At 63.9% G+C, this 25,818-nt stretch carries 13 protein-coding genes; 7 read left to right on the top strand and 6 right to left on the bottom strand.

Going from position 1 to position 25,818, the window contains the following annotated elements:
• Positions 1–7: 7 nt before the first annotated feature.
• Positions 8–616: a helix-turn-helix domain-containing protein gene (locus L2Y97_RS20975; protein ID WP_247430576.1), complete on the bottom strand. Its 609-nt coding sequence runs from the start codon at positions 614–616 to the stop codon at positions 8–10.
• Positions 617–1,187: 571 nt separating this feature from the next.
• On the opposite strand from L2Y97_RS20975, the gene L2Y97_RS20970 reads away from it, so the two are divergent.
• From L2Y97_RS20970 to L2Y97_RS20950, 5 genes are all read left to right on the top strand, one after another.
• Complete coding sequence (locus tag L2Y97_RS20970; protein ID WP_247430573.1) at positions 1,188–4,259, top strand: TonB-dependent receptor; 3,072 nt, start codon at positions 1,188–1,190, stop codon at positions 4,257–4,259.
• Positions 4,260–4,527: 268 nt separating this feature from the next.
• On the top strand, positions 4,528–4,983 hold the full coding sequence (locus tag L2Y97_RS20965; RefSeq protein WP_247430571.1) for a hypothetical protein: 456 nt from the start codon (positions 4,528–4,530) through the stop codon (positions 4,981–4,983).
• Between the two features lie 521 nt (positions 4,984–5,504).
• Positions 5,505–8,543, top strand: a complete 3,039-nt coding sequence (locus L2Y97_RS20960) for a TonB-dependent receptor (protein ID WP_247430568.1) — start codon at positions 5,505–5,507, stop codon at positions 8,541–8,543.
• A gap of 526 nt (positions 8,544–9,069) precedes the next feature.
• Entirely contained in the window at positions 9,070–12,105 is a 3,036-nt protein-coding gene (locus tag L2Y97_RS20955; protein WP_247430565.1) for a TonB-dependent receptor, read from the top strand.
• A gap of 338 nt (positions 12,106–12,443) precedes the next feature.
• Entirely contained in the window at positions 12,444–13,289 is an 846-nt protein-coding gene (locus L2Y97_RS20950; protein ID WP_247430562.1) for a YbaY family lipoprotein, read from the top strand.
• Positions 13,290–13,400: 111 nt separating this feature from the next.
• Here L2Y97_RS20950 and L2Y97_RS20945 read toward each other — a convergent pair whose 3' ends face one another.
• The 5 genes from L2Y97_RS20945 to pepN form a co-directional block, all read right to left on the bottom strand.
• Positions 13,401–15,197, bottom strand: coding sequence for an autotransporter outer membrane beta-barrel domain-containing protein (locus tag L2Y97_RS20945; RefSeq protein ID WP_247430559.1), 1,797 nt, complete (start codon positions 15,195–15,197; stop codon positions 13,401–13,403).
• Between the two features lie 198 nt (positions 15,198–15,395).
• Complete coding sequence (locus L2Y97_RS20940) at positions 15,396–17,732, bottom strand: Tex family protein (protein WP_247430556.1); 2,337 nt, start codon at positions 17,730–17,732, stop codon at positions 15,396–15,398.
• A gap of 96 nt (positions 17,733–17,828) precedes the next feature.
• Positions 17,829–18,614 (bottom strand): RDD family protein, encoded by a 786-nt coding sequence (locus L2Y97_RS20935; protein WP_247430555.1) that lies wholly within the window; start codon positions 18,612–18,614, stop codon positions 17,829–17,831.
• A gap of 72 nt (positions 18,615–18,686) precedes the next feature.
• A complete protein-coding gene (gene mnmG / locus L2Y97_RS20930) occupies positions 18,687–20,561 on the bottom strand; it encodes a tRNA uridine-5-carboxymethylaminomethyl(34) synthesis enzyme MnmG (protein WP_247430553.1) in 1,875 nt (624 codons plus the stop codon).
• Positions 20,562–21,050: 489 nt separating this feature from the next.
• A complete protein-coding gene (gene pepN / locus L2Y97_RS20925) occupies positions 21,051–23,699 on the bottom strand; it encodes an aminopeptidase N (protein WP_247430551.1) in 2,649 nt (882 codons plus the stop codon).
• Between the two features lie 71 nt (positions 23,700–23,770).
• Here pepN and L2Y97_RS20920 point away from each other — a divergent pair, with 71 nt between their 5' ends.
• The gene (locus L2Y97_RS20920; protein WP_247430549.1) at positions 23,771–24,775 is read left to right on the top strand and encodes an aldose 1-epimerase; all 1,005 of its coding nucleotides are present in this window, start codon (positions 23,771–23,773) and stop codon (positions 24,773–24,775) included.
• Positions 24,772–25,716 carry a threonine ammonia-lyase gene (locus L2Y97_RS20915; protein WP_247430547.1) on the top strand — a complete coding sequence of 315 codons (945 nt, stop codon included), beginning with the start codon at positions 24,772–24,774 and terminating at the stop codon, positions 25,714–25,716. The genes L2Y97_RS20920 and L2Y97_RS20915 overlap by 4 nt, the downstream gene beginning before the upstream one ends.
• Positions 25,717–25,818 lie beyond the last annotated feature (102 nt).

Below are 25,818 nucleotides of genomic sequence, written 5' to 3'. Positions count from 1 at the left end.
CTTTCGTTCAGGCCGCTACCGCACCCGGTTCATCGCCGATGCGCGACATGACCGTCCGGCGGAACGCGATAACCCGATCAGCGTATTCCGGCTCCGACGAGCGACCGAGGATGGCGTACATCTCGGCTACCAGATCGGCGTGACGTACCGGCGAGAAGCGGCTGCCGGCCATCTCGATATCCGACTGCAGCAGCTTCATGGCGGCCGCCAGGCGCGACGGGTCAAGCGGCGCGGGGGCCGAGGCCACGTCATGGTGGTCGTCACGGCCACGCAGCGAATCGGACGTTTCCGTGCGGCCGATGGCATCTTCGCTCGATGCATCCAGCACCATCGGGCCTTCGCCCGCGGCCAGCCACACCAGCGAAATGCCCAGCGTCTTCGCCATGGTGACGCAGCGCCCACGCGACGGGTCGGTGTTGCCATCGCGCCAGCTACGCACCACGCCTTCGGAGAAACCGCAGCGGCGGGCGATATCGCTCACGCTGCCATTCATCTTGATGACCTGGCGGACCCGGCTCGCGAAGGAGGAGGCAGGCACGTCGCCACCAGCGCGTCCACCCTCGAAGCCGCCCCCGGCCGCATCAGCGCGGAAGGATCCCCTCGAATTGTCGTTCATGCCTATGGAACCTCTTTCAATTTGGAGTAGCCGCCCCCCGGCGTCTTAGCGCAACAACGCGCGAGCGCAGTTACGGTGTACACGGAAATACCTTCGATGGCCTTTCGATTGAGAAGTTTCGTAGATCCATGGGCTTATGCGCTTACGGCGTGAAATCGGCGATTCCTCGGTCGAATTTCGTAAGAAAGATTCCTAGATCGCAAGAAATGCACGTGCCGGAAGTCATGCCCCGAGGCGCTAGTAAGGCACTGATATTTCGCGGGAAATGTCGCTTCTTCGCCGGATTTTTCCGGCATGGCCCTTCACGACCCGTGTCAACGTTCCGTTAGTTTCCCGTTGTAAGCCGCAAATTCCTGCGGTATACGTCCGTCACACCCTGCAAAAAGTACGGGGTGCGAGGGGCAAGGCCCCGCCGGGTGCTGCGGTTCGAGGGGAACAGCAGGCCGCCTGGCCGGGAAGCACGGGGAAACAAGTTTTCGTCAACAACCACCCTGGCCAGAGGCCGGGGCAGGTAGATGCGCGCCAACTTTCGGGCCGCACCACGTGTGCGGCATCACTTGGGGAGATTTTGATGAACGTCATGCATCACGGCCGCCAGCTTCGCCGCACTGCGCTCGCTGTCGGACTTGGGCTGTGCCTGGCCGGCGGAGCCGTCCACGCCCAGTCGAACACCACCGGTGGTATCGCCGGTACGGTGGAAAGCGGGCAGGGTACGACCGTAACGATCAGCAATCCCGCGACAGGCATTACGCGCTCCACGCCCGTGGAGAGCGATGGCCGCTACCGCATCACCTCGCTGCCGCCAGGCACCTACACGGTGACCCTGGAAAACAACGGCACGCCGGTGAGCACGCGCGAAAACGTCGTGGTTACGATTTCCAGCAACACGTCGGTGCCGTTCGGCGCCGCCGCCAGCGCTGCCCAGGCCAGCACGCTCGAAGGCGTGTCGGTCACGGCCACCGCGCTGCCCTCGATCGACGTGTCGTCGGTCGATACCCGCACGGTGCTGACCGCCGAGCAGCTGAACAAGCTGCCGATCACGCGTGACGTGCTCGCGGCCGCGCTGCTCGCCCCGGGCGTCATCGGTAACTCGTCGTACAAGGATGCCCTCGGCAATCCAGTGCCCAGCTTCGGTGGTTCGGCATCGTCCGAGAACGCCTACTTCATCAACGGCTATGCGGTGACCAACCCGCTGACCTCGATCGGCCTCACCCAGTTGCCGTTCGATGCGATCGATCAGCAGCAGGTGCTCACCGGCGGTTACGGCGCTGAATTCGGCCGTTCCACCGGCGGCGTCATCAATATCGTGACCAAGCGCGGTACCAACGAGTGGCACGGTGGCGTCTATACCATCTGGGAACCGCAAGGCACCCGCTCGAGCCCGAAGAACTCGAACTACCCCGACACGGGCTTTTACCCGAACACCGATGGCACGATTTACCAGTACTACAAGAAGAACAACTACTGGCGCTCCACCGTGGGTGCGTACGCCAGCGGTCCGCTGATCAAGGACACCCTGTTCTTCTACGTCGACGCGGAAATGAACCGTCGCGAAGGTGCGGGTATCGCGGCCAGCACCACCGCCGGCGCGATTACCTCGGCCAGCGTGGGCCGTAACGGCTGGAACGATTACAAGTACAAGATTCCGCGCTGGATCGCGAAGATCGACTGGAACATCACCGATGACCACCACCTCGAACTGACCGGCCTTTCGGACAAGACCGAATACGATTCGAAGACCTACGGTTTCAGCTATGCCGATCTCGGGCACGGCGACACGCAGAACGGCGGCGTGTACCAGAAGGACGGCGGCGACCTTTACGTCGGCAAGTACACCGGCTGCATCACCGATGCGCTGACCGTGTCGGCGTTGTACGGCCAGCAGCGCCTTGATCACGTGCAGCAGCCGTTTGGCTATGACCCGAACTGCCCGCTCGTCGTGATCTCCAGCGCCGCGTCGCGCGCACCGGGCATCAACTACGGTACTTGCCAGACCACCTCCACCGCCGTGCGCGTGCCGGGTGCGGAAGACAAGACCGATGGCTGGCGCTTCGACGTCGAGTACCGCCTGGGCGACCATGACATCCGTGCGGGTGCCGATCGCCAGGAAGCCAAGTCCTTCACCGGTACCTCGCTGCCCGGCGGTTTCAGCTGGACCTATAGCCAGCAGAACAACCCCGCCCAGGCGATCGATGCCGGCCACGGCGTGGGCGCACCGAATGCCGCCGGCGGCCTGGGTACCCAGGGCTACTACGTGATCAAGTCCTACACCACCACCCAGGCCAAGGTGAAAACGGTGCAGGAATCGCAGTACATCGAAGACCACTGGCAGGCGACCGACCGCTGGATGATCTACGCCGGCCTGCGTAACGAGCAGTTCAAGAACTACAACGGCAACAACGAAGTCTATGCGAAGCAGCGCCACCAGCTCGCGCCGCGCCTCGGTGTGTCGTGGGACGTCTTCGGTGATTCCACGCTGAAGGTGTATGCGAACGCTGGCCGTTACCACCTGGCCATGCCGAATAACGTGGCGGTTCGCGCCGCCTCGGGCTCGCTCAACACCACCGAGTACTTCACCTATACCGGCGTGGATCCGCAGGGTAACCCCACGGGCCTGGCGTCGGTGCCGGTGAACCAGGCGGCGGGCTATACCTGTAACGGTACCAACGCCACCTCCGCCAACCTCGAGTGCGGTACCGCGCCGGATCCGCGTACCGTTGCGGCGAAGGGCCTGAAGTCGCATTACCAGGATGAGTACATCGCGGGCTTCGACATGGCGCTCTCGCCCAGCTGGAACTGGGGTGCGAAGGCCACCTGGCGCCAGCTGCGCAGCGCGATCGACGATACCTGTACGCCGGCCCTTGGCGGTGCGTGCTTCCTGTTCAACCCGGGCACGGGCAACACCTTCCTGCAGCTGCAGGACGATGGTTCGTTCGTCGAGCGTCACTACTCGAAGGATGAGCTGGGCCTGGGCGACCTGAAGCGTAAGTACTACGCCCTGGACCTGTACCTGGAGCACCCGTTCTCCGACAAGTGGTACGGCCGCATCGATTACACGTGGTCGCGCAGCTACGGCAACACGGAAGGCCAGCTCGCGTCCGATCTGGACACCGGTAACGGCGGCCAGGCGGACGTGTCGGTGACGCAGGACTGGGATCTTCCGCAGCTGATGGTCGGCGCCAATGGCCGCCTGCCGAACGATCGCACGCACCAGGTCAAGTTCTTCGGCTACTACCAGTTCACCGACGACCTGCGTTTCGGCATCAACGCAAACATCTCGTCCGGTCGTCCGAAAAACTGCACCAGCTTCTACCCGACCGCGGATGCGGGCCTGTACAACGGTTCGTTCTACTGGTTCTGCGGCCTGCCGGGCCAGCCGGGTTACGAGTTCTCGCCGCGCGGTTCGCACGGCTCGGCTCCGTGGACCTATATCGTCAACCTCAACGCGGCCTACACCCCGTCGTGGTTCGATCGCCACCTGACGTTCCAGGTCGACGTGCTCAACGTGTTCAACAAGCAGGAGCCGACGACGTACAACTTCCGTTATGCGACGAACCGCTCCACGCCGAGCCCGCTGTACCTGCGCGAGCTGAATTACACCGATCCGCGCACGGTCCGCTTCACTGCCCGTTACGACTTCTGATAACGGCTACGCAAAACAGGCAACGCTAAAACAAGAACGAGCCGGGCGGTCGACAGGGAGGTCGGCCGCGAGGCAGCAGGATCACTCCCCAGGTCGCCTCCGGTTCCCAAGCCGGGGGCTCTTTTTTTAAACCTGATTCCCGTCGATACGTTTGAATGACGCTTATGCTTGAATACTGCCGAAAAAGCATGCTGTTGCTAACGTATACCCGTGTTGACCTATCGCTACACTCCGCTAGCCTCGCTCCGAGGCGCACATGGAACAGTCAATGAGATTCCGATTGAAGGAAGTGTTTGCTGCGCTCGTACTGTTTGTTTGTTCGTTGCCGATGGGCGCTATGGCGCTCCCTGCGATGGGTCGAAGCATCATCTATTTCGACGCAAATGATCAGGTGATTGGTCAGCAGGTTCTCTACTGCAACAACGTCGGCTATCACGCCGGAGTGGTCAATCCGGGGAATCCGTATCGAATCGAGGAAAGCGTGACGTGCAACGTTGGAGCATCCTGCCCGGCTGACTCCACTTCCGCGGCCGATTGCTCATTCGGCGGCGGCAACGCCATGACCGTGGACTATTTCCGTAGCGCTACCGGGCGCTCGCTTCAGCAGTACTGCAATGACACCCAGTACCCTGGGGGGCCGTTTTGGCATCACCCGGGATGTGGCCTTCCTGCGCCTTCGCAGGTTTCTGGTATTTACCCGCAAGGAAGCGGCTGGAATCCGTAACGCTGTCCCGATGATTTACTGGGCAATGCCTTGAATAGGCGGCTCCTCGCCTTCGTAATTGGAGCGAGGAGCCGTCCGTCGCGGCATGGGTTGGTGAGTGTCGCCCGCGTGGCAGCGGGATCACTCTCCAGGTCGCCTCCGGTTTTCAAGCCGGGGGCTATTTTTTTAGGAATTTTTCGTAGGGAAAATTCCGATACATTGCCTGTCTCGTCAGGTACTTGCGAAATAAGGTGCTGATCCGTAAGGCATGTTACGCGGCATCTGAATAGCTGTCGCGTAAGTAATTGTGAAACCGTGTCTTGGATGTGAAATTTTCATGTTGTAAGCCGACAACTTCTTACGTATACATGGCCTGACGCCACGTCTGTTGGCGTCATTCGGGGAGCGGCTTCGTAACACTGAAGCCGTTGTTTAAAGGGGGTTTCTAACCACCGATCTTTTCTGAACCTGGCAGAAGCCCGGGGAGGGATCGGCTTGCCGCTATTTTTTGCGGTAGTGATTTTCACTGGGGAGAGTATTTGATGAGTTCGCGTATTTCTCGCGCCGGCGTCCTTAGCCGCCGCACCGCACTGGCCCTGGCCATCGCCATGGGCACTGCCGCGCCGGGCGTCGTGCTTGCGCAGGCCACCAGCGGTTCGCTGTTTGGTTCGGCAACGCCGGGCCAGACCGTCACTGCTACCAGCGATACGGGCGTCAGCCGTACCGTCACCGTTGACCAGCAGGGCCGCTACACCATCGGCCAGCTGCCGGTCGGTAACTACACCGTCACGCTGAAGCAGGGCGATGGCGTGGTCGATACGCGTAACAACGTCACCCTGCGCGTGGGTGGTGGTACGGACGTTTCGTTCGCCGCCGCTGCCAGCGCCTCCAACGCTTCCAGCCTGGAAGGCGTGACCGTGTCGGCCAATGCGCTGCCGTCGATCGACGTCAGCGCGGTCGACTCGCGTACCGTCATCACCTCGCAGCAGCTCGATAAGCTGCCGCTGGCCCGCACCGCCGAAGCCATCGCGCTGCTGGCGCCGGGTGCCGTTGCGGGTAGCTCGTTCTTCACGGGCCCGACCGGTAACGCCCTTGTCTCGATCGCCGGCAGCGCCGTGACCGAGAACGCGTACTACATGAACGGCTTCAACACGACTGATCCGCTCAGCGGCTTCGGTGGTATCACGCTGCCGTACGGCGCCATCGACCAGCAGGAAATCCTTGCGGGCGGTTACGGTGCAGCCTACGGCCGTTCGTCGGGCGGCGTGATCTCTCAGGTCGGTAAGCGCGGCACCAATGACTGGCACTTCGGTGCACAGGTGCTGTGGGAGCCGAAGGGCACCAAGGCCAACCCGTTCAACTATTACCGCCAGGTCGGCCCGCTTGCTGGTCAGGAATACGACGAGAATAAGGGCGACAAGTCCTGGCGCACGACGTACTCCGCTTACGCCGGTGGTCCGTTGATCAAGGACACCCTGTACATCTTCGTCGCTGCCGAACAGGAGCGCCGCGAAGGTGAGTCGACCACCAGTGTCGCCGCCCCGTTCGTGTACAAGACGTCCTACCGCAACCCGAAGTACTACGGCAAGATCGATTGGAACATCAACGACAGCAACATCCTTGAAGTCACCGGCGCGTCGAACAAGCAGAACTACGACGCCTCGATCTACGACTACGACTACGCCACCCACACCAAGGGTGACTACACCGGCAAGGACAACTCCGGCGTACCGCCGAACAAGTCGGGCGCCGACCTATATACGGCCAAGTTCACCAGCTACATCACGGATGACCTGACCCTTACCGCGCTGTACGGCAAGATGAAGGGCACGTACTACACCGCCACGGGCGGTGACGTGACCCAGCCGAACATTATTGGTGCCACGTTCGAGAACCCGGCCTACACCGGTGGTGGTGTCATCACCAACGGCAACCCGTCGGCGCAGGTGCCGGATCCGGAGCACAAGTCGACCAACACCAACCTGCGGGTCGACCTGAGCTACCACATCGGCGATCACACGATCGTTGCCGGTATCGATAACCAGAACGTCCGCGACACGCACGACGGTGTCACCACCTCGGGCCCGGGCTACGCCTGGCAGTACGGCAAGCAGGATCCGGGCGTGCCCATCATCGGTGAAGAGCCGACCGATTCCGCATACGTCGCCCCGGCGGCTGGCGAGGGTTACTGGGTTTCGCGCTACATCTACAGCACGGCCGCTTCGGTCCGTACCACGCAGCGCGCGCAGTACATCGAAGACACCTGGCAGGTGAACGATCGCTGGATGGTGAAGGTGGGTCTGCGTAATGACCAGTTCACCAACTACAACCAGCAGAGCCAGCCGTACCTGCGCCTGACGACCCCGCAGTGGGCGCCGCGCCTGGGTGCCACCTGGGACGTGAACGGTGATTCCACGCTGAAGATTTACGCCAACGCAGGCCGTTACTACCTCGCGCTGCCGGCGACCGTCGCCCTGCGTTCCGCCGGTGCTTCGCTCTACACGAACGAGTACTACAACTACACCGGTATCGACGCCAACGGCATCCCGCAGGGCCTGACGCCGATCGAGAGCAGCACGGGTGGCCCGATCTCGGCCAACCGCGAATACGGCATCCCGCGCGATCCGAAGACCGCTGCCGCCACCAACATCAAGTCGCAGTACCAGGATGAGTTCATCCTCGGCTTCGACGCGGCGTTGAACGACAAGTGGACCTACGGCGCCAAGGGCACCGTGCGCAAGCTGCGTAACTCGATCGATGACGTCGGCGACGCCGATGCCATCACCCGCAAGATGATTCGTTCGGGTATCGATCCGGACACCATCGGCGATATCCAGGGTAGCTACCTGTTCAACCCGGGTCGCGCCAACACGTTCCTCATCCCGAACACGAACGGCGGCTACTACAGCGTCGACATGAACAATGAGGACTTTGGCTTCCCGCACAACAAGCGCAGCTACTACGGCCTCGAGCTCTACCTCGACCACGCCTGGGATGGCGTGTACCAGGTCCGCTTCGATTACGTCTTCTCGAAGAGCTACGGCAACTCGGAAGGCCAGGTCCGTTCGGACATCCGCCAGGATACGGTCTCGGCGACGGTTGACTGGGATTACGCGGAAGTCATGCAGTACGCCAACGGCGAACTGGCCAACAGCCGCAAGCACCAGTTCAAGATCTACGGTTCCTACCAGCTGGCGCCGGAATGGCTGGTCTCGGCCAACATCAACATCGCCTCGGGCGCGCCGAAGAGCTGCCTGGGCCTGTATGGTCCGAACCAGACCAACCCGAACCTCGGTTATGGCTCGTACTACCACTGGTGCGATGGCCAGCCGTCGCCCCCGGGTGCCGCAGGCCACAACCCCTGGACCTACCTCGTGACGGGCTCGCTTGAATACCGTCCGGAGTGGGCTGACAAGAAGCTTGCCTTCAACGTCACCGTGTTCAACCTGCTGAACCAGCGCAAGGAAACGCAGGTTTATCCGATCCACGGCAGCACCAACAGCCTGAACGCGCGTTACGACGTGCCGCTCTACCAGACCACCCCGCGTTACGCCCGCTTCGGCATCAGCTACGACTTCTAAGTAGCTCGAAGCTCCCCCGGGCCGGTTGGCCCGGGGGAAATGCGAACCAATAACAACAAGATCACCGCGGCCGGCCCATCCAACCGGCCGACGGAAAGGCACTGCAACTCCCCAGATCGCCTCTCCTCCTGCCCGGGAAGGGAGGCGTTTTTTACGCCAAACCGATTGGCTAATAAGAAAAATCCTGCCCTGACGGTGATTTGGGCCTCCCGGCTCCTGTCAGCAGAAAGCAATGAAAACGCCCACCCCGTGTAAATAATTTGTTGACACGGTGGACCCAGCCCGCCTAGATTCGGGTTCGGCGAAATCCGGGTTTGTTTTTCGTAGATGCGAAAAGCCCCTGGCCAACGTTGACGGACTTGTCGGGAGCAGGTCTCGTGGGGCGGGGTCACCACTCTGGGAGGAGCAGGTGGCGCCGGCAAAATCCCCCGAAAACATGCACCCCAAGGCCGACCTTTTTTTTCCGGCCATTGGTCGGTTTTGCGCGTTTTCAGGCCCTGTTGGGCCGATCTGGGGAGATTTGCACATGAGTTCTCGTAGCACCCGGCAGGCTTCGGTCCTGCGTCATTCCGCGTTGGCTCTTGCCCTCGCGATCGGCATGGGCGGCACCGGTGCCGTCCTCGCTCAGTCCACCGCTGGTTATCTTTTCGGTACGGCCCAGCCGGGCGATACCGTTGAAGTGAAGAGCGGCGGCGGTATCAACCGTGAAGTGCCGGTTGACGCCAACGGCCGTTTCCGCCTGGATAACCTCCCGGTCGGCTCCGCTTACGACGTTAACCTCAAGCGCAACGGCGCTGTCGTCGATTCGCGCAAGGGCGTGAACCTCACCGTCGGCAAGGGCACGGACGTCTCGTTCGCCGCCGCTGCCACGGCTGCCAGCGCCCAGTCGCTGGAGTCGGTCACGGTCACCGCGAACTCGCTGCCGCCGGTCGACGTTTCCACGGTCGATTCGCGCACCGTCATCACCTCCGAACAGCTGGCCAAGCTCCCGCTGGGCCGCACCGCCGAAGCCATCGCGCTGCTGGCACCGGGTGCTGTCTCGGGTAGCGGCTATTTCACCGGCCCGACTGGTAACGCCCTGGTTTCGATCGGCGGCGGTTCGGTCACCGAGAACGCGTACTACATCAACGGCTTCAACACGACCGACCCGCTGTCGGGCTTCGGCGGCATCACCCTGCCGTACGGTGCGATCGACCAGCAGGAAGTGCTCGCCGGTGGTTACGGCGCCGCCTATGGCCGTTCGGCCGGTGGCGTGATTTCGCAGGTCGGTAAGCGCGGTACCAACGAATGGCACTTCGGCGCACAGGTCCTCTGGGAGCCGCGTGGCACCCGTTCGACCCCGGGCAATGACCACTACCAGGTCAACTCCGACACCGCCAGCGCTGGCGAGCTGTTCAATTACAACAAGAAAGACACCCAGATGCGTCAGGTCGAATCGGCCTACGTGGGTGGCCCGCTGATCAAGGATAAGCTGTACATCTTCCTTGCCGCGGAACAGGAAAAGGTCAACCAGGACCGCTACACGTCGCAGGATTCCCCGGCTTACTACGATCGCTCGTACCGTAATCCGAAGTACTACGGCAAGCTGGACTGGAACATCAACGACAGCAACATCCTCGAAGGCACCTACGCTTCGAACAAGCAGAACTACGACGCCAACGTTTATGACTTCGACTACTCCACGCTGACGCGCGGCGCGTTTGAAGGCAAGGACACGTCGCAGAACACGAAGTCGGGCGCTGAGCTGTACACCTTCAAGTACACCAGCTACATCACCGATGACCTGACCCTTACTGCCACGTACGGCAAGATGAAGGGCACGTACTACACGCCCGTTCCGGATTCGGATAACCCGCACGTCATCAATCCGCAGTTCCAGGATCCGGCGATTGTTGGTGGCAACCCCATCACGAACGACAACCCGACCACGCGTGTTTACGACCCGCAGCACAAGTCGACCAACCGCAATCTGCGTATCGACCTGAGCTACCACGCTGGCGATCACACCATCACCGGTGGTATCGATAACCAGGACGTGAAGGACTCCAACGACGGCCAGGGCACTTCGGGTCCGGGTTATGCGTGGGAATACAACAAGCACGATCCGGCTACGCCGATCGCCGGTACCCCGGGTTCGTCCTCGTACGTCGCCGCTCCGGGTGGTGATGGTTACTACGTCGATCGCTATGTCTACGATGCCCGCGCCTCGGTGCGTGTGAAGCAGCGCGCCCAGTACCTGGAAGACTCCTGGCAGGTTAACGACCGCTGGCTGGTGAAGGTCGGTATCCGTAACGACCAGTTCACCAACTACAACGGTGTCGGCCAGTCGTACCTCAAGCTGACGAGCCCGCAGTGGGCTCCGCGCCTGGGTGCCACCTGGGACGTCAACGGCGATTCGTCGCTGAAGATCTACGCCAATGCCGGCCGTTACTACCTCGCCCTGCCGGCGAGCGTGGCGCTGCGTTCTGCGGGCCAGTCGCTGTATACCCGCGAGTACTTCACCTACACGGGTATCGATTCGCTGGGCCAGCCGACCGGCCTGGCCCCGATCGACACCGCCACCGGCGGCCCGATCTCGGCCAACCGCGAGTACGGTATTCCGCGCGATCCGAACACCGCGACCTCGCGTAGCCTCAAGTCGGAATACCAGGATGAGTTCATCCTCGGCTTCGACAAGACCCTCGGCGACAAGTGGGTTTACGGTGCCAAGGCCACGGTGCGCAAGCTGAAGAACGCGATCGACGACGTGGGCGATTCGGACACGATCTACAACGCGCTGATCAACCAGGGCGTGGATCCGGCGACGATCGGCCCCATCCAGGGCAGCTACCTGTTCAACCCGGGTCGCGCTTCGGACTTCCTGGTGCCGAACACCAACGGTGGCTACTACACCGCGCACGTGTCGAACGCCGACTTCGGCTTCCCGCACCTGAAGCGTAACTACTACGGCCTCGAGATGTACCTCGAGCATCCGTTCGATGGTAAGTGGTACGGCAAGGTCGATTACCTGTACTCGAAGAGCTACGGTAACTCGGAAGGCCAGGTCCGTTCGGACATCGGCCAGACCGACGTGTCGGCCACGGTGGACTGGGACTTCCCGGCCCTCATGGTCTACTCGAACGGCGAGCTGTCCAACAGCCGTCGCCACACGGTCAAGGCCTATGGCTCGTACCAGCTGACCGACGAGTTCCTGCTCTCGGGTAACATCACCATGCAGTCGGGTGCTCCGAAGGATTGCCTGGGTTACTTCGGCGCGGACGAATCGGATCCGACCGGTTACGGCTCGTACTACCACTTCTGCTATGGCCAGCCGTCGCCTCCGGGCAAGCAGGGCCACCTGCCGTGGACCTACCTGGTCGACCTGAGCGCCGAATACCGTCCGATCTGGGCTGACAAGAAGCTGGCCTTCTCGATCTCGGTGTTCAACGTGCTGAACAAGCGTGACAAGCTCGCGATCTACCCGCAGGCCGGCCAGGTCGGTGCAGTGGATCCGGACTACAAGACCACGCTCTTCCAGACCACCCCGCGTTACGCTCGCTTCGGCATCAGCTACGACTTCTGATAAGTCGCAGCGAATTGCCGGCCGCCGCCCCTGGACGGGGTGGCGGCACCCCAGAGAGGCGCCACCTTCGGGTGGCGTCTTTTTTTATGGGAGGAGCAGGTTTTGACTGGTATCAGTGCAAACTTGCGAAAAATCAGGGGCTTGGCAAATTCGGCATGAATCGGGATGGAAATGCGCAGCGGTTCGCGCTTCCAGACCCTCGCGGCGTTCGCCGCTTGACTTTTCCACAGCCGTTTTTGTCGGTATGCTCCATGGTTCCCCCCGGAAGTCCTTGCGGGCCATGCGCTTGCGTATCTTCCGTGACCCACACACTTTTCCGTTTCAAACGAGGCTCGACCATGCGCAGGATTCTCTTGTCGCTCGCATCCGTATCCGCCCTGGCGCTTGCTGGCTGCGGCGGCGGTTCGGACAACAACGGCCAGCAGGCCGCCGCTGGTGGCGAGAATGCCGCTCCCGCCAACGCCGTGACCGGCACCGTGACCCTGCGTGACGCGGGCGCCTCGTTGTCGCCGGATGCCAAGCTCGACCTGAAGCTGGTCGATGTCTCGGCCGAGGGTTCGCAGCCGCTCGCCACCAAGTCGATCGCGCCGGTGACCCTGCCGCAGCAGTTCCAGCTCGATTTCAACGCAGCGGACCTCAACCCGAACGATATGTACATCGTCGAGGTGTCCCTGCAGGATGGCGAGCGTCACTACTCGTCGCCGCTGAAGACCCCGGTGCTCACCAAGGGTGCCAAGAACGTTGCCAACATCCAGCTCGTCGGTGAAGCCACCCCGGGTGAGAAGGAGCTGGCCGGCTTCAATACCGTCAAGAAGAACATCGGCGGCATGAAGATGACCCAGGGCACCGCGCTGAAGGAAGGCGAATCGCGCGGCTGGCAGATCTTCAAGAAGGGCAACGATGTCGTGTTCGTCATCGAGCTGGTCGACTACGGCGACAAGGGCTTCACCTCGACGAACTACGCCTACAAGGATGGCAAGCCCTGGGTGATCGTGCAGGAGAAGAAGGCCAGCAAGGATGCCAAGCCGACCTCGACCGAGCGTGCAGGCTGGAACGATGCCGGCGACCTCGTGCTGAAGGAAAACCAGGCGGGCAGCAAGACCGACGTCCTCAGCGACGACGATGCCAACAACCTGAAGAGCCAGGCCCAGGCCATGTACACGAAGGCCGGCGGCAAGAAGTAAGCCGCTGCCTTGCGATGAAATGAAAACGCCGGCGAAAGCCGGCGTTTTTTTGTGTCGCTTTTCAGTGGGTGCTAGTCGGGCCAGCGACGTGCTGGCCCGACTGAAGCACGCTTAGAACGCCATCTTGACGCCAAGGTTCAGGCTGTTGAGGCGCTGCGTGTCGTCGCTGAAGCGACCGCTGTAGCTCGCCCAGCCGCTCCAGCTCTTGCTGAAGTCAGCCGAGATGCCGACATCGGCGGTGGCCCAGGTCTTGTCGGGCGTAAAGCCCTGCAGTTCGAACTTGCCGCTCATGTTGGTGAGGCCAGCGGTGACGTAGCGGTCTTCCGCGCGGCCATCGTGGTTGTAGGCTACTTCCACGAACGGGTGCACCGTGGTGCTGCCCGTGGCCCACGAACCCTGCAGGCGCCAGCCGAGGGTTTCGATGCGGGCGTTGCGCACCTGCTTGCCGAAGGTCATGGCGGTGCTGGTGTTGTTGCGCTCGGTGTAGCCGAACACGCGCAGCTGCTCGAACTCCACGGTGGCGAACGGGCCGGTCTTCAGCGACTCGCTACCGAACCACCAGCCACCGGTCAGGCCGCCGCCAACGTGCGAGCCGTCGGTCTTGCCGGTTTCGGTGCGGCGTGCGGTGCCCAGGTCGATGCGGCGATCGATATCGGTGAAGCTCAGCTGGCCAAACGTGGCGAAGGCGCCGACGTAGCCGCCGCCCTGGTGGTAGAACGCGTAGCCGGTACCGGCCACGTCCTGCATCTTGTAGCCGCCACCGCCCTTGAAGTCGGCCTTGGCCTGGGCCAGGCCCAGTGCGACACCTGCGTTGAAGTTATCGGAGATGCGGGCATCCGCGCCGACCGTCAGGTTCACATTGTCGCTGTCGGTCTTCGGCGAGTTATCCGTGCCCTTGTAGTTCTGCTGGCCATATTCCACCGAGGCAAAGAAGCGCGACTCCGCACCGAAGTTGTCGGCCATCATTTCGTTGCGCAGCGCGCGCTGGTGCGCGGCATCGGATGCCAGGCCGGCTTCACCCAGCAGCGAGATCTGCTTCGGGGCTTCGAGTACCGAGATGGCGTACTGGCTGAGCAGGGCGTGCGCCGCCGTGGTCGGGTGGATGCCGTCGGCGAACAGCCAGGTGGCGGCCGCGTTCGGATCGCGCAGGGTGTTGGGCGAGCAGGTGATCGAGCTTGCCGTGGTGCAGGCCGGCACGGTGACGTTGGTGAAGCCGTACGCCGACGGGTTGGCGATGACCTCGTTGAGCAGGGAGTACGTATCGATCGACACGATGCCCTTGTTCGTCGTGGCCAGGCCACCGCTCAGGATGCCGTTATAGATCTGCGACAGCGACGTAATGCTGGAGGCAGCCGCGGCGCCGGCGGACTGGGCGGCCGGGGTCTTGCCGATATCGGGCAGGTTGAACACCACGATGGTCTTGGCGCCAGCAGCCTGCAGGGCCTTGATCTGGCCGACTTCCTGGGTGGCGGCGGTCGCGACGATGGTCTGCGCCGTGGCGGGGCTCTGCGTGGCAGCGAGGATATCGTTGGCGCCGATCCACATGGTGTACAGCGCGTTCGGGTCGGCCTTGCCGCCGTTCGCAGTCAGGTACTGCTGGATCTGGGTGGACGTGGCCGGCACCGGGTTGGCGATGGCAGCGCGGGCGCCGCCAAAGGCGTAATCCGTGCCGCCCTGGAGCGACGGGGTGAGCGTGAGGTTGAAGTACTTCGCGATGTTCTCGACGGCGACGGTGCCCGGGTTGGTCGTGAAGCGGGTGATGACCGGCGAGCCCGAAAGGATCGAGACATTGCCGTTATCGCTCAGGCTGTCGCCGAACGAGACAACCTGCTGGAACCCGTCGGCGTGCGCCCCGGCACTGAACAGAAGGGCGGCACCGATGGCGCCTGCGAGATGACGAATACGCATTTTGGAATCACTCCGTGTGTGGGGCGTTAGAGAATCGTTACCGTAGCCGAAGCCATACGGCGGCGCATGCTGCGGCGCCGCAGGTTTTTTGCAGGGTTGGGGTGCATCGCGCGCAAGCGCGCTCCTACAGGGAGCGCGCTGCGTTTCAAAGGTTGTGTTCCCCTGTGAGGTGCACGCTTTCGCGCGCCCCTCGCGTCGTCAGCGTTTGAGAGCTTTCGAAAACGCGTCCGCGAACGCGCTGTTGGCCGGAGCCGGCGTGGCCTTGGGTGCCTGCGCCGGGCGCGAGCCGCCGCCCTGGCCACCGCGGCGGTTACCGCTGGCGGAGGCATCGTCGCGCTGCCCCGGTCGGCCGGTGCGGGCTTCGCCCGGCACATCATCCAGGCGCATGCTAAGTGCGATGCGCTTGCGCGGCAGGTCTACTTCCATGACCTTTACCTTCACGATATCGCCGGCCTTCACCGCGTCGCGCGGATCCTTGACGAAGGTGTGCGACAGCGCGGAAACATGCACGAGGCCATCCTGGTGCACGCCGATATCCACGAACGCGCCGAACGCGGCGACGTTGGTGACCCGGCCTTCCAGCACCATGCCGACCTTCAGGTCCTTCAGGTCCTCGACGCCCTCGGCGAAGCTGGGCGCGATGAATTCCGGACGCGGATCGCGGCCCGGTTTTTCGAGTTCCTTGAGGATGTCGCGCACCGTCGGAACGCCAAACGTTTCATCGGTGAAATCTTCGGCTTTCAGTCCGCGCAGGAACGAGGTATCGCCGATCACCTGTTTCACTTCACGGCCGCACTGCTTGAGAATTCGCTCAACCACCGGGTAAGCCTCGGGATGCACCGAGCTGGCATCCAGCGGGTTGTTGCCGCCGGTGATGCGCAGGAAGCCCGCGCACTGTTCGAAGGCCTTGTCGCCAAGGCGCGGCACTTTCAACAGGTCCTTGCGGCTACCAAAGGCGCCGTTGGCGTCGCGATGCTTCACGACGTTCTCGGCCACGCTGGACGAGAGGCCGGCCACGCGGGCGAGCAGCGGGGCGGAGGCGGTGTTCACATCCACGCCCACGGCGTTCACGCAGTCTTCCACGCGTGCATCGAGCGCGCGGGCCAGCTTCACCTGGTTCACGTCGTGCTGGTACTGGCCCACGCCGATCGCCTTGGGCTCGATCTTCACCAGCTCGGCGAGCGGATCCTGCAGGCGGCGCGCGATGGAGACCGCGCCACGGATCGACACGTCGAGTTCCGGGAATTCCTTCGATGCGAGCTCCGAGGCGGAGTACACCGAGGCGCCCGCTTCGCTGACGACGACCTTGGACAGGTTCAGCTCCGGCATCTTGCGCATGACATCACCGACCAGCTTGTCGGTTTCGCGCGATGCGGTGCCGTTGCCGATGGCGACCAGGCCCACGCCGTGCTGTTTGCTGAGCTGGGCGATGCGGACCATGGACTGGTCCCACTGGTTGCGTGGCTCATGCGGGTAGATGGTGTCGTAAGCGAGCAGCTTGCCGGTGGCATCCACGATCGCGAGCTTGCAGCCGGTGCGGATACCCGGATCGAGGCCCATCACGGTCTTGGCGCCCGCGGGTGCCGCGAGCAGCAGGTCCTTCAGGTTCTCGCCGAACACACGGATCGCTTCGTCCTCGGCGCCTTCGCGCACGCGGCCGAACAGATCGAGGGTGAGGTGCAGGTGCAGCTTCACGCGCCAGGTCAGGCGCACGGTTTCGCGCAGCCATGCATCGGCCGGGCGGCCGCGGTCGCTGATACCGGCACGGGCGGCCACGCGGCCTTCGCCTTCGGCGTGGCCCTGCTCGACATCCAGCGCCGGGTTCAGGTCGATCTCGAGGATGCCTTCGTTACGTGCGCGCATGAGCGCGAGCAGGCGGTGCGACGGGATCTTCGACAGGGCTTCGGTGTGGTCGAAGTAATCGCGGAACTTCGCGCCTTCGTTTTCCTTGCCGGCCACCACGGCCGCCTTGATCTGCCCCTTGTCCCACAGCCAGTCGCGCAGCTCACCCACGAGCGCGGCGTCTTCGGCGATGGTTTCCATGAGGATGGCGCGCGCGCCGTCCAGGGCGGCCTTCGTATCGGCCACGCCCTTTTCCGCGTCGACGAAGCCGGCGGCGAAGGTTTCCGGGTCCTGCGAGGGGTCCTCGCGCAGCCCGGTCGCCAGCGGCTCCAGGCCGGCCTCGCGGGCGATCTGGGCCTTGGTGCGGCGCTTGGGCTTGTAGGGAAGGTACAGATCCTCCAGGCGCGCCTTGGTGTCGGCGCTGAGGATGTCGGCCTTGAGGGCGTCAGTCATCTTGCCCTGTTCGGCGATGCTATCGAGGATGGCCGAGCGACGATCCTCCAGTTCACGCAGGTAGCGCAGGCGCTCTTCCAGCAGGCGCAGCTGCGTGTCGTCGAGGCCGCCGGTCACTTCCTTGCGGTAGCGGGCGATGAACGGCACGGTGGCGCCACCATCGAGAAGATCCACTGCCGCGCGGACCTGGTCGGGGCGGGCGGCGATATCCTGGGCGATACGTTGTTCAATGCTCTGCATGTCTTTCCTGTGCTAGCTCAGCCGGCCGAAACGAGGGCCGGGCCGCCGATGATAGCAAGCAGGGCAGGCCGGCCGCCGGAGCGGCCGGCCGGTGGGTCAGGCGTCGAAGCTACCCGTGGGGCGGGACGGGCCACTGCGCGGCGTGGGCGCGGTAGCGGAATCGGCGCGGCCGGTGAGCACGTAGGTGCCGGCGAGCATGTCATGGATGCCCTGCTTGCGCTCCGAGAAGGCCGCGGTGATGTAGAACACCAGGGGCAGGATCGACAGGAACGGCACCGCATTGGCCAGGCGGATGAGGTTGCGCCCGGCGGCACGGCCCGGGGTGAGGCGCTGGCCGGCCGTGTCGGTGACCCGGATGCCCACGGCGAGCTTTCCGGGCGTGGCCTGCCACTTCGAGGACTCGAACAGAACGTAGTAAACGAAGCCGATCAGCAGCACCACATAGGCGATGGGGCGCACCTCGTCCAGGTAGGCCGTCATCGCCGCGCTCTGGTTGGTTTCCATCTGCGCGAAGAAGGTGGTGATGGCGTGCTGGAAGCCCATCGCCATGGCGATGAACGTCGAGGGGATGGTGATCAGGATGTAATCGATCACCCACGCGCCGAAGCGCAGCCAGAAACCCGCGTACTCCGGCGCCACCGTGTTTTCGGTGATGCCCATGAACGGCTGCTCGCGCGGCGGAGGGGGCGGCGGCGTGGCGCCCGGTGGCGGGGTGGCAGGGCGGTCTTCCGGGAACAACTCGCCCAGCGGCCGCCAGTCGGTCATGCCCTCGTACCAGCCGAGCTCCTCGGGACGGCAGGTGCCATCCCGCAGCCACTGGCGGATCTCGTCATCGGGGTAGGGGCCGAAGCGTTCGCCGTTCCGTCCGATCCAGACTTGCATGGTGTGTCATCCGTAAGTCGCTAACTGCCCCGGATGATGCCAGATGCCTGCCAGCCCGCCGAGGGCCAGAGGTCAGGCGGCCCGGCGCTTCAGGTGGACCAGTAGCAACGAAATGGCGGCGGGGGTGACACCGCTGATGCGCGAGGCCTGGCCGATCGTGGCAGGCAGGGAGCGCTTCAGCTTGGTCATGACCTCGGCCGACAGGCCGCGGACCCGGTCGTAATCGAAATCGCCCGGGATGGCCGTGGCTTCGTGGCGGCGCTGGCGCTCGATCTCCTCACGCTGGCGCTCGAGGTAGCCGGAATACTTCGCCTGCACCTCCACCTGGGTCGCCACCTCCGCATCGGCCACGGCCGGCCCCAGTTCGGGCACGGCCATCAGCGCGGCGTAATCCAGCTCCGGGCGGCGCAGCAGGTCGAGTGCATGCGTCTCGCGGCTCACCGCGATGCCGAGCGAGCGCTCCACGGCTGCACCCAGGGTGTTGGTCGGTGCCGCCCACAGGCCGCGCAGGCGAGCGGTTTCCTTCTCGGCGGCTTCGCGCTTTTCTTCCAGCCGGCGGAAGCGTGCTTCGGGTACCACGCCGCGCGCATAACCTTCCGCAGTCAGGCGCAGGTCGGCATTGTCTTCGCGCAGGTGCAGGCGGTACTCCGCCCGCGATGTGAACATGCGGTACGGCTCGATCGTGCCATTGGTGGTCAGGTCGTCGATCAATACGCCCACATACGCTTCATCGCGGCGCGGATACCACGGCGTCTCGCCACGCACGGCGAGCGCGGCGTTCATGCCGGCGATGAGGCCTTGTGCACCGGCTTCTTCATAACCGGTGGTGCCATTGATCTGGCCGGCGAAATAGAGGCCGGGGATACCCTTCGTTTCGAGCCAGGGATGCAGGCCGCGCGGGTCGAAGTAGTCGTATTCGATGGCGTAGCCCGGCCGCGTGATATGCGCGTTTTCGAAACCGGGAATGGAGCGTACGAGCGCATGCTGCACATCGAACGGCAGCGAGGTGGAAATACCGTTCGGGTAGATCTCGAACGTATCCAGGCCTTCGGGTTCCACGAAGATCTGGTGCGAAAGCTTGTCGGCGAAGCGCACCACCTTGTCTTCGATGGACGGACAGTAGCGTGGGCCCACGCCTTCGATCTGGCCGCTGTACAACGGCGAGCGATCCAGCGAGCCGCGGATCAGGTCGTGGGTGGCTTCGGTGGTGTGGGTGATCCAGCAGCTCACCTGGCGCGGGTGATCCGCCGCCGAACCCATGAACGAGAAGTGCGGCATCGGGTTGTCGCCGGCCTGTTCCTCGAGCACGGCGTAGTTGATGCTGCGGCTGTCGATGCGCGGCGGCGTCCCCGTCTTGAGGCGATCGGCGGCCACCGGTAGCTCGCGCAGTTTTGCAGCAAGCGTGGAGGCGGGCGGGTCGCCCGCACGGCCGCCGGCGTATTGCGCCGGGCCGATATGGATCTTGCCGGCCAGGAACGTCCCTGCGGTGAGCACGACGGCAGGCGCGTGGAAATCCAGGCCCATCTGCGTGCGAACGCCCACCACTTTGCCGTTCTCCAGCAGCAGGTCGTCGACGGCTTGCTGGAACAGGCTGAGGTTGGGCTGGGTTTCCACGATGTGGCGGATGGCCGCCTTGTACAGCGCGCGATCGGCCTGGCAGCGCGTCGCGCGCACGGCGGGACCCTTGGACGCATTGAGCGTGCGCCACTGGATACCGGCCAGATCGGCCGCGCGGCCCATGGCCCCGCCCAGCGCGTCGATCTCCTTCACCAGATGGCCCTTGCCGATGCCGCCGATGGCGGGATTGCAGCTCATCTGCCCGATGGTTTCGATGTTGTGGCTGAGCAGCAGCGTGCGCGCGCCCACGCGGGCGGCGGCCAGCGCGGCCTCGGTGCCGGCATGGCCGCCACCGACCACGATCACGTCGTAGGTTTCTGGATAAATCATCGGGAGGATCGCGGGCAAAAGGCCGGGTTGGTTATTTTAGCGCCAGTTGGGGCTGCCCGGTGCCCCGGTAAACGCCGGAGGTCCACCAGGCTTCCTACACAAAATCGGACGCAGTTGGCACGGATGCTGCTTGACTTACAGCGCACTTCCACCGGGCAGACGCTGCGCGACATACGCGCGCCGAGATCGAGCGACAGGGGCTTGATCGTGTGCCGGGGGAAGGAAGCGGGATGTGGGCAAGGATGCCCCATTCGGTTCAAGAATGAGATCTGGCGCCCAGCGGTCTCAGGAACAGGGGGAATCCAGGATGACCGTGCTGCTGGGCGCCAGAAACCGAAGTGATTGGCACGAATAGCCGCGGCCCCTGCCGCGGCTTTCTTCGTTGGAGCCAACATACTCTGTTCCGATGAACCGTGTGTGACTTTTTTGTCAACGAACGGCTCTATTTCGGCAATTGGTGACGCTGAGCGTCAGTTTTTGATAATCGCGTCACCCTAAGGCAACGCGAGCCAGAATATCGGTGAGGTCGCGCGACAGATCTTTCCGTGCGGCCAGTTCCGCGACCACCGCATGCGCCGCCTCGCGCCGTGCCGGCTCAAGGCGTTTCCACCCGTTGAACGCGGTCGCGACCCGCGCGGCGACCTGTGGGTTCAGCGCATCGATCGCGACCAGGCGATCGGCCAGCCAGCGGTACGCCGCGCCATCCGCTCGGTGGAACCCCGTGGGGTTCGCCCGTGCGAAGGTGCCGAGCAGCGCCTGCACGCGGTTGGGGTTCTTCAGGGTAAACGCATCGTCGCGCTCCAGTGCCTGGACCCGGAGCAGCGCGGCCTCGCCGGGCAGCTGTGCCTGGGCAGCGAACCATTTGTCGAGCGCCAGGGCGTTGCCGTCGTAGCGCTCGCGGAAATGTGCGAGCGGCGCCTCGGCCGCGCCTGCGTCGCTGATCGCCAGCGTGGTGAGGGCGGCCAGTCGATCCGTCATGGAGGGTGACTGGTCGTACTGGGCCTGGGCCAGTGCGACCGCGCCCGGCTTATCGGCCAGGGCAAGCAGATCGAGCACGCGCCGCTTCAGTTGGCGGCGTGCCTGGCTGGCGGCATCGAGGTCCGCACTGGCCTGCGCCTGCAATGCACGGTAACGGTCTCGCAACGCATCCGGCCCGATCGCCTGCGCCAATACGCGCAGCAAGCCCTGGCGAACGGCGCGGATCCGCTCCGGATCGCGCTCCGGTTGCCGTTCCACGAGTTCGATCTCACCCGGGGGTGTCAGCAGCTCAGCCAGCAACGCGTCATCGATGCTCGCGTCGCCAAACAGCCCTGCCAACGCCGAGGCCCACGCCGTGACAGCGGGCCCCGCGGTATGGCCGTCGCGGTATTCGTCATACGCCAGGCCGGCCAGCTGCTGGCCGGCATCCCAACGGTTGAAGCCATCCGCATCATGGCGTAGCAGCAGGGCCAGTTCCGCGGGCGCGTATTCGCACTCCAGGATCACCGGCGCGGAGAACCCGCGCAGCAGCGACGGAACGGGCGGCGATGCCATGTCTTCGAACACGAACGCCTGCTCGGCGCCCGCAAGTACGATCGTGCGTTCGCTGGCGCCGGCCGCGGTCTCGCCTTCCATGCGTAGCGGCATGGCCGTGCCATGGGAATCGAACAACGAGAGGCGTACCGGCACAGGCAGGGCCTGCTTGTTCGGCTGCCCCGCGCTGGCTGGTGTGCGCTGGCGCAACAGCAGGCGATAGCGCCGCTTGTCAGCTTCGTAGCGGCCCTCGGCGCTCAGCCGCGGCGTGCCTGCCTGGCCGTACCAGGCCAGGTAGGTGGACAGGTCCACGTCATTGGCATCGCCCAGCGCCTTCAGGTAATCCTCGATCGTCGCCGCCTGGCCGTCGTGGCGCTGGAAGTAGAGATCCATGCCCTTGCGAAAACCATCCTTGCCGAGATGGCCCGCGATCATGCGCACGAGTTCGGCGCCCTTTTCATACACGGTGGCTGTGTAGAAGTTATTGATCTCCGAGTATTGCGAGGGGCGCACGGGGTGAGACAGCGGGCCAGCATCCTCGGGAAACTGTGCGCGGCGGAGCAGGGCCACGTCCTCGATCCGCTTCAGCGGGGCCGAGTTCATGTCGGCGGAAAAACTCTGCTCGCGGAACACCGTGAGGCCTTCCTTCAGGCTGAGCTGGAACCAGTCGCGGCAGGTGACACGGTTGCCGCTCCAGTTATGGAAGTACTCATGGGCGACGACCGCTTCGACATGGCGGTATTCGTCATCGGTGCTGGAATCCGGATCGGCCAGCAGGTACTTCGCGTTGAAGATGTTGAGGCCCTTGTTCTCCATCGCGCCCATGTTGAAATCGTGCGTGGCGACGACGTGGAACACATCCAGGTCATAGTTGCGCCCATACGCCTGTTCATCCCAGCGCATGGAGCGCACGAGGGAATCCATCGCGTAGTCGCAGCGATCGATGACATCGGCTTCGGCCCAGATATGCAGGCCCACCTTGCGGCCATCGGCCGTCGTGTAATCCTGGCTGATGCGCTCGAGGCGGCCGGCCACCAGGGCGAACAGATAGCTCGGCTTCGGGTGTGGATCGACAAAGCGTGCCCAGTGGCGGCCATCGGGCAGGTCGCCCGCGCCATCGGGATTGCCGCCTGCCAGCAGCACGGGAAAGCGCGACTTATCCGCGCGCAGCGTCACCGTGTATTTCGAAAGCACATCGGGACGATCGGGGTAGAACGTGATGTGCCGAAAGCCTTCCGCTTCGCATTGCGTCAGCAGGAAGCCCTTGTCGCGGCTACCGGAAAGATACAGGCCCTCGAAGGCGGTATTTTCCGCCGGGCGCAGGGCGACGCGCGTGGTCAGCGTGCAGCGATCGCCTTCGACCCCTACCTCGAGCACGCCCTGGGCGAGGATGTACTCGCCATCACCGAGTGTGCGGCCATCGATGCTCAGCGATAACAACTCGAGGCCTTCGCCGTGCAGACGGATAGGCTCATCGGCCTGGCGCACCAACTCGAGCGTGGCCAGCACTTCCGTGCGGTCGATGCCCAGGTCGAACGCCAGCGCGACGTGCTCAACCGTCCATGCGGGCGGGCGGTAATCGGCCAGGCGGATAACGGTAGTGGGGGCGTCGGATCGGTCGCTCATGGCGTCAGGTAGTCGTGGTGCGGGCTCTGGCAGGCTAACATGCGGGCAGATCTGCCAAAAGGAACCCTCCGATGTCCCGTTTTGCCGTGACGCGCTCTTCCATGGGCGCACAGGAACTGGTTGTCCTCCGCGATAGCGCAACGAAACGCGAGATTCACATCGCACGCCGCGGTGCGACGGTCGTCTCGATAGCCATCCCGGCCGAGGGCGGTGAGCGGAATATCGCCGACGCTTTCCTTAACGAACAGGAGCTGGTGCCGCACAAGGGTTCCCGCTTTGCGATCATGGCGCCGTTCGCCAACCGCATTAATAACGCAAGCTACTCGTTTGAAGGAACATCCTACGACTTGCAGCCGGGTGCGGTGGGCGCGGATCGCGCCATCCGGCACGGCTTCCTGCGCGGCGAAATGTTCGACATCGTGAACGAACAGGCAGGTGAGGACGCGGCGACCGTAACGTTTGCAACCAAAGCCATCCGACCCGGCGTGCACCCGGGTTACCCGTTCGCGCTCGATTTCAGCGTCACCTTCACGCTGGATGCCCGTGGGCTGGCGCTGGAAACCGTTACTCGCAATGTGGGCGAGCATGCCGCGCCCACGTTCTTCGGCTGGCACCCGTACTTCCGCCTTTCGGATAACCCGATCGATACCTGGGAACTGCAGGTGCCCGCCGAGACCGTCATCGTCGCCGGCGAGGATTTCATTCCTGTCCCGGGCCCAGCCGCGTGGCAATCCATCAACGACGCGGATGCCTCGCTCGATTTCCGCCAGCGTCGCAGCATCGGCGCCACGCCGCTGAACAACACGTATGCGGACCTGCAGGTGGATGACGACGGCAAGGCGCGTACGCACTTGCGGGATCCCAAGACGGGTACTGGGCTGGCCGTATGGCAGGAACGCGGCGTCATGCTCGTATTCACGTCGGATACGAACGAGCGCGATCCACGTAAATCGGTCGCGCTGGAACCGATGGAATCCATCCCCGACGCGTTCAACCGTGACGATTGTGCGGCGGCGTTGAAGCTGGCACCCGGTGAGGAGCGCCGCTTCGTTTGTGGCGTGGAGTTCACCGCGTGACACTGCCGTCGTACGCCGAAGTGCGTGATGCGGCGGCGCGTATCGCCCCGCATGCGCGGGTGACGCCCGTCCTGCGCAGCGACCTGATCGATGCGCGTACGGGTGCATCGGTCTGGTTCAAGTGCGAAAACCTGCAGCGAGGCGGTGCATTCAAGTTTCGCGGTGCTACCAACGCGGTGTGGTCACTCTCCGACGAAGACGCGGCCCGTGGGGTCGTGACCCATTCATCGGGGAACCATGGCAATGCGTTGGCCATGGCGGCGCGTACGCGCGGCATCCCGGCGCACGTCGTGGTTCCCGAAGGTGCGGTGAAAGCCAAGGTAGATGCGATCATCGCGGCCGGTGCCACCATTCACCGCTGCGCCGCGACCACGGCGGCACGCGAGGCGAAGGCCGCCGAGGTCATGGCAGCGACGGGTGCGAACCTGGTGCACCCCTACGCCGATGCGCGTGTCATGGCGGGGCAGGGCACGCTCGTGCCCGAGCTGCTCCGGCAGGCGCCGGAGATCGATACGATCTTGTTCCCCGTCGGTGGCGGCGGGCTGGCAGCGGGTTGTTCGATCGCGGCGCACGGTGTCGATCCCGGCCTGGCGCTCTTTGGCGCGGAGCCGGAAGGCGCCGACGACGCCGCTCGTTCGCTCGAAGCGGATGAGCGCGTCGGTCCTTTCACGCCCGATACGATTTGCGATGGGCTGCGCACACTCATCGGCGAGCCGAATTTCCACGCCCTGCGCGATCACCAGGTGCGCGTGCTGCGCGTCAGTGACGAGGAAGTGATTGCCGCCATGCGCCTGCTCTGGTCCGAGCTGCGCGTCATCGTGGAGCCTTCCAGTGCCACGACACTGGCAGCGCTGTCGCGCTATCCCGATCGGTTCGTGGGCCGCACGATCGGGGCGGTGATCACCGGGGGCAACGTCGATCTCGACGCCTTGCCCTGGTAGGCACAGCTACGCGGGCGACGCCTCGCGCGGCGTCGGCTTCGCCCGCGCGGCGTGCAGGCTTCGCTCGCTGCATCGTCATCGCAAGCGCCCACCTCATCTGCC

Source organism: Luteibacter aegosomatissinici (assembly GCF_023078495.1).
GTDB lineage: Bacteria > Pseudomonadota > Gammaproteobacteria > Xanthomonadales > Rhodanobacteraceae > Luteibacter > Luteibacter aegosomatissinici.
This window is presented reverse-complemented; position numbering and strand designations above follow the sequence as displayed.

Coding starts and splice junctions, on each gene's coding strand:
- L2Y97_RS20975 (WP_247430576.1), bottom strand. CDS start 616: ATGAACGACAATTCGAGGGGATCCTTCCGCGCTGATGCGGCCGGGGGC.
- L2Y97_RS20970 (WP_247430573.1), top strand. CDS start 1,188: ATGAACGTCATGCATCACGGCCGCCAGCTTCGCCGCACTGCGCTCGCT.
- L2Y97_RS20965 (WP_247430571.1), top strand. CDS start 4,528: ATGAGATTCCGATTGAAGGAAGTGTTTGCTGCGCTCGTACTGTTTGTT.
- L2Y97_RS20960 (WP_247430568.1), top strand. CDS start 5,505: ATGAGTTCGCGTATTTCTCGCGCCGGCGTCCTTAGCCGCCGCACCGCA.
- L2Y97_RS20955 (WP_247430565.1), top strand. CDS start 9,070: ATGAGTTCTCGTAGCACCCGGCAGGCTTCGGTCCTGCGTCATTCCGCG.
- L2Y97_RS20950 (WP_247430562.1), top strand. CDS start 12,444: ATGCGCAGGATTCTCTTGTCGCTCGCATCCGTATCCGCCCTGGCGCTT.
- L2Y97_RS20945 (WP_247430559.1), bottom strand. CDS start 15,197: ATGCGTATTCGTCATCTCGCAGGCGCCATCGGTGCCGCCCTTCTGTTC.
- L2Y97_RS20940 (WP_247430556.1), bottom strand. CDS start 17,732: ATGCAGAGCATTGAACAACGTATCGCCCAGGATATCGCCGCCCGCCCC.
- L2Y97_RS20935 (WP_247430555.1), bottom strand. CDS start 18,614: ATGCAAGTCTGGATCGGACGGAACGGCGAACGCTTCGGCCCCTACCCC.
- mnmG (WP_247430553.1), bottom strand. CDS start 20,561: ATGATTTATCCAGAAACCTACGACGTGATCGTGGTCGGTGGCGGCCAT.
- pepN (WP_247430551.1), bottom strand. CDS start 23,699: ATGAGCGACCGATCCGACGCCCCCACTACCGTTATCCGCCTGGCCGAT.
- L2Y97_RS20920 (WP_247430549.1), top strand. CDS start 23,771: ATGTCCCGTTTTGCCGTGACGCGCTCTTCCATGGGCGCACAGGAACTG.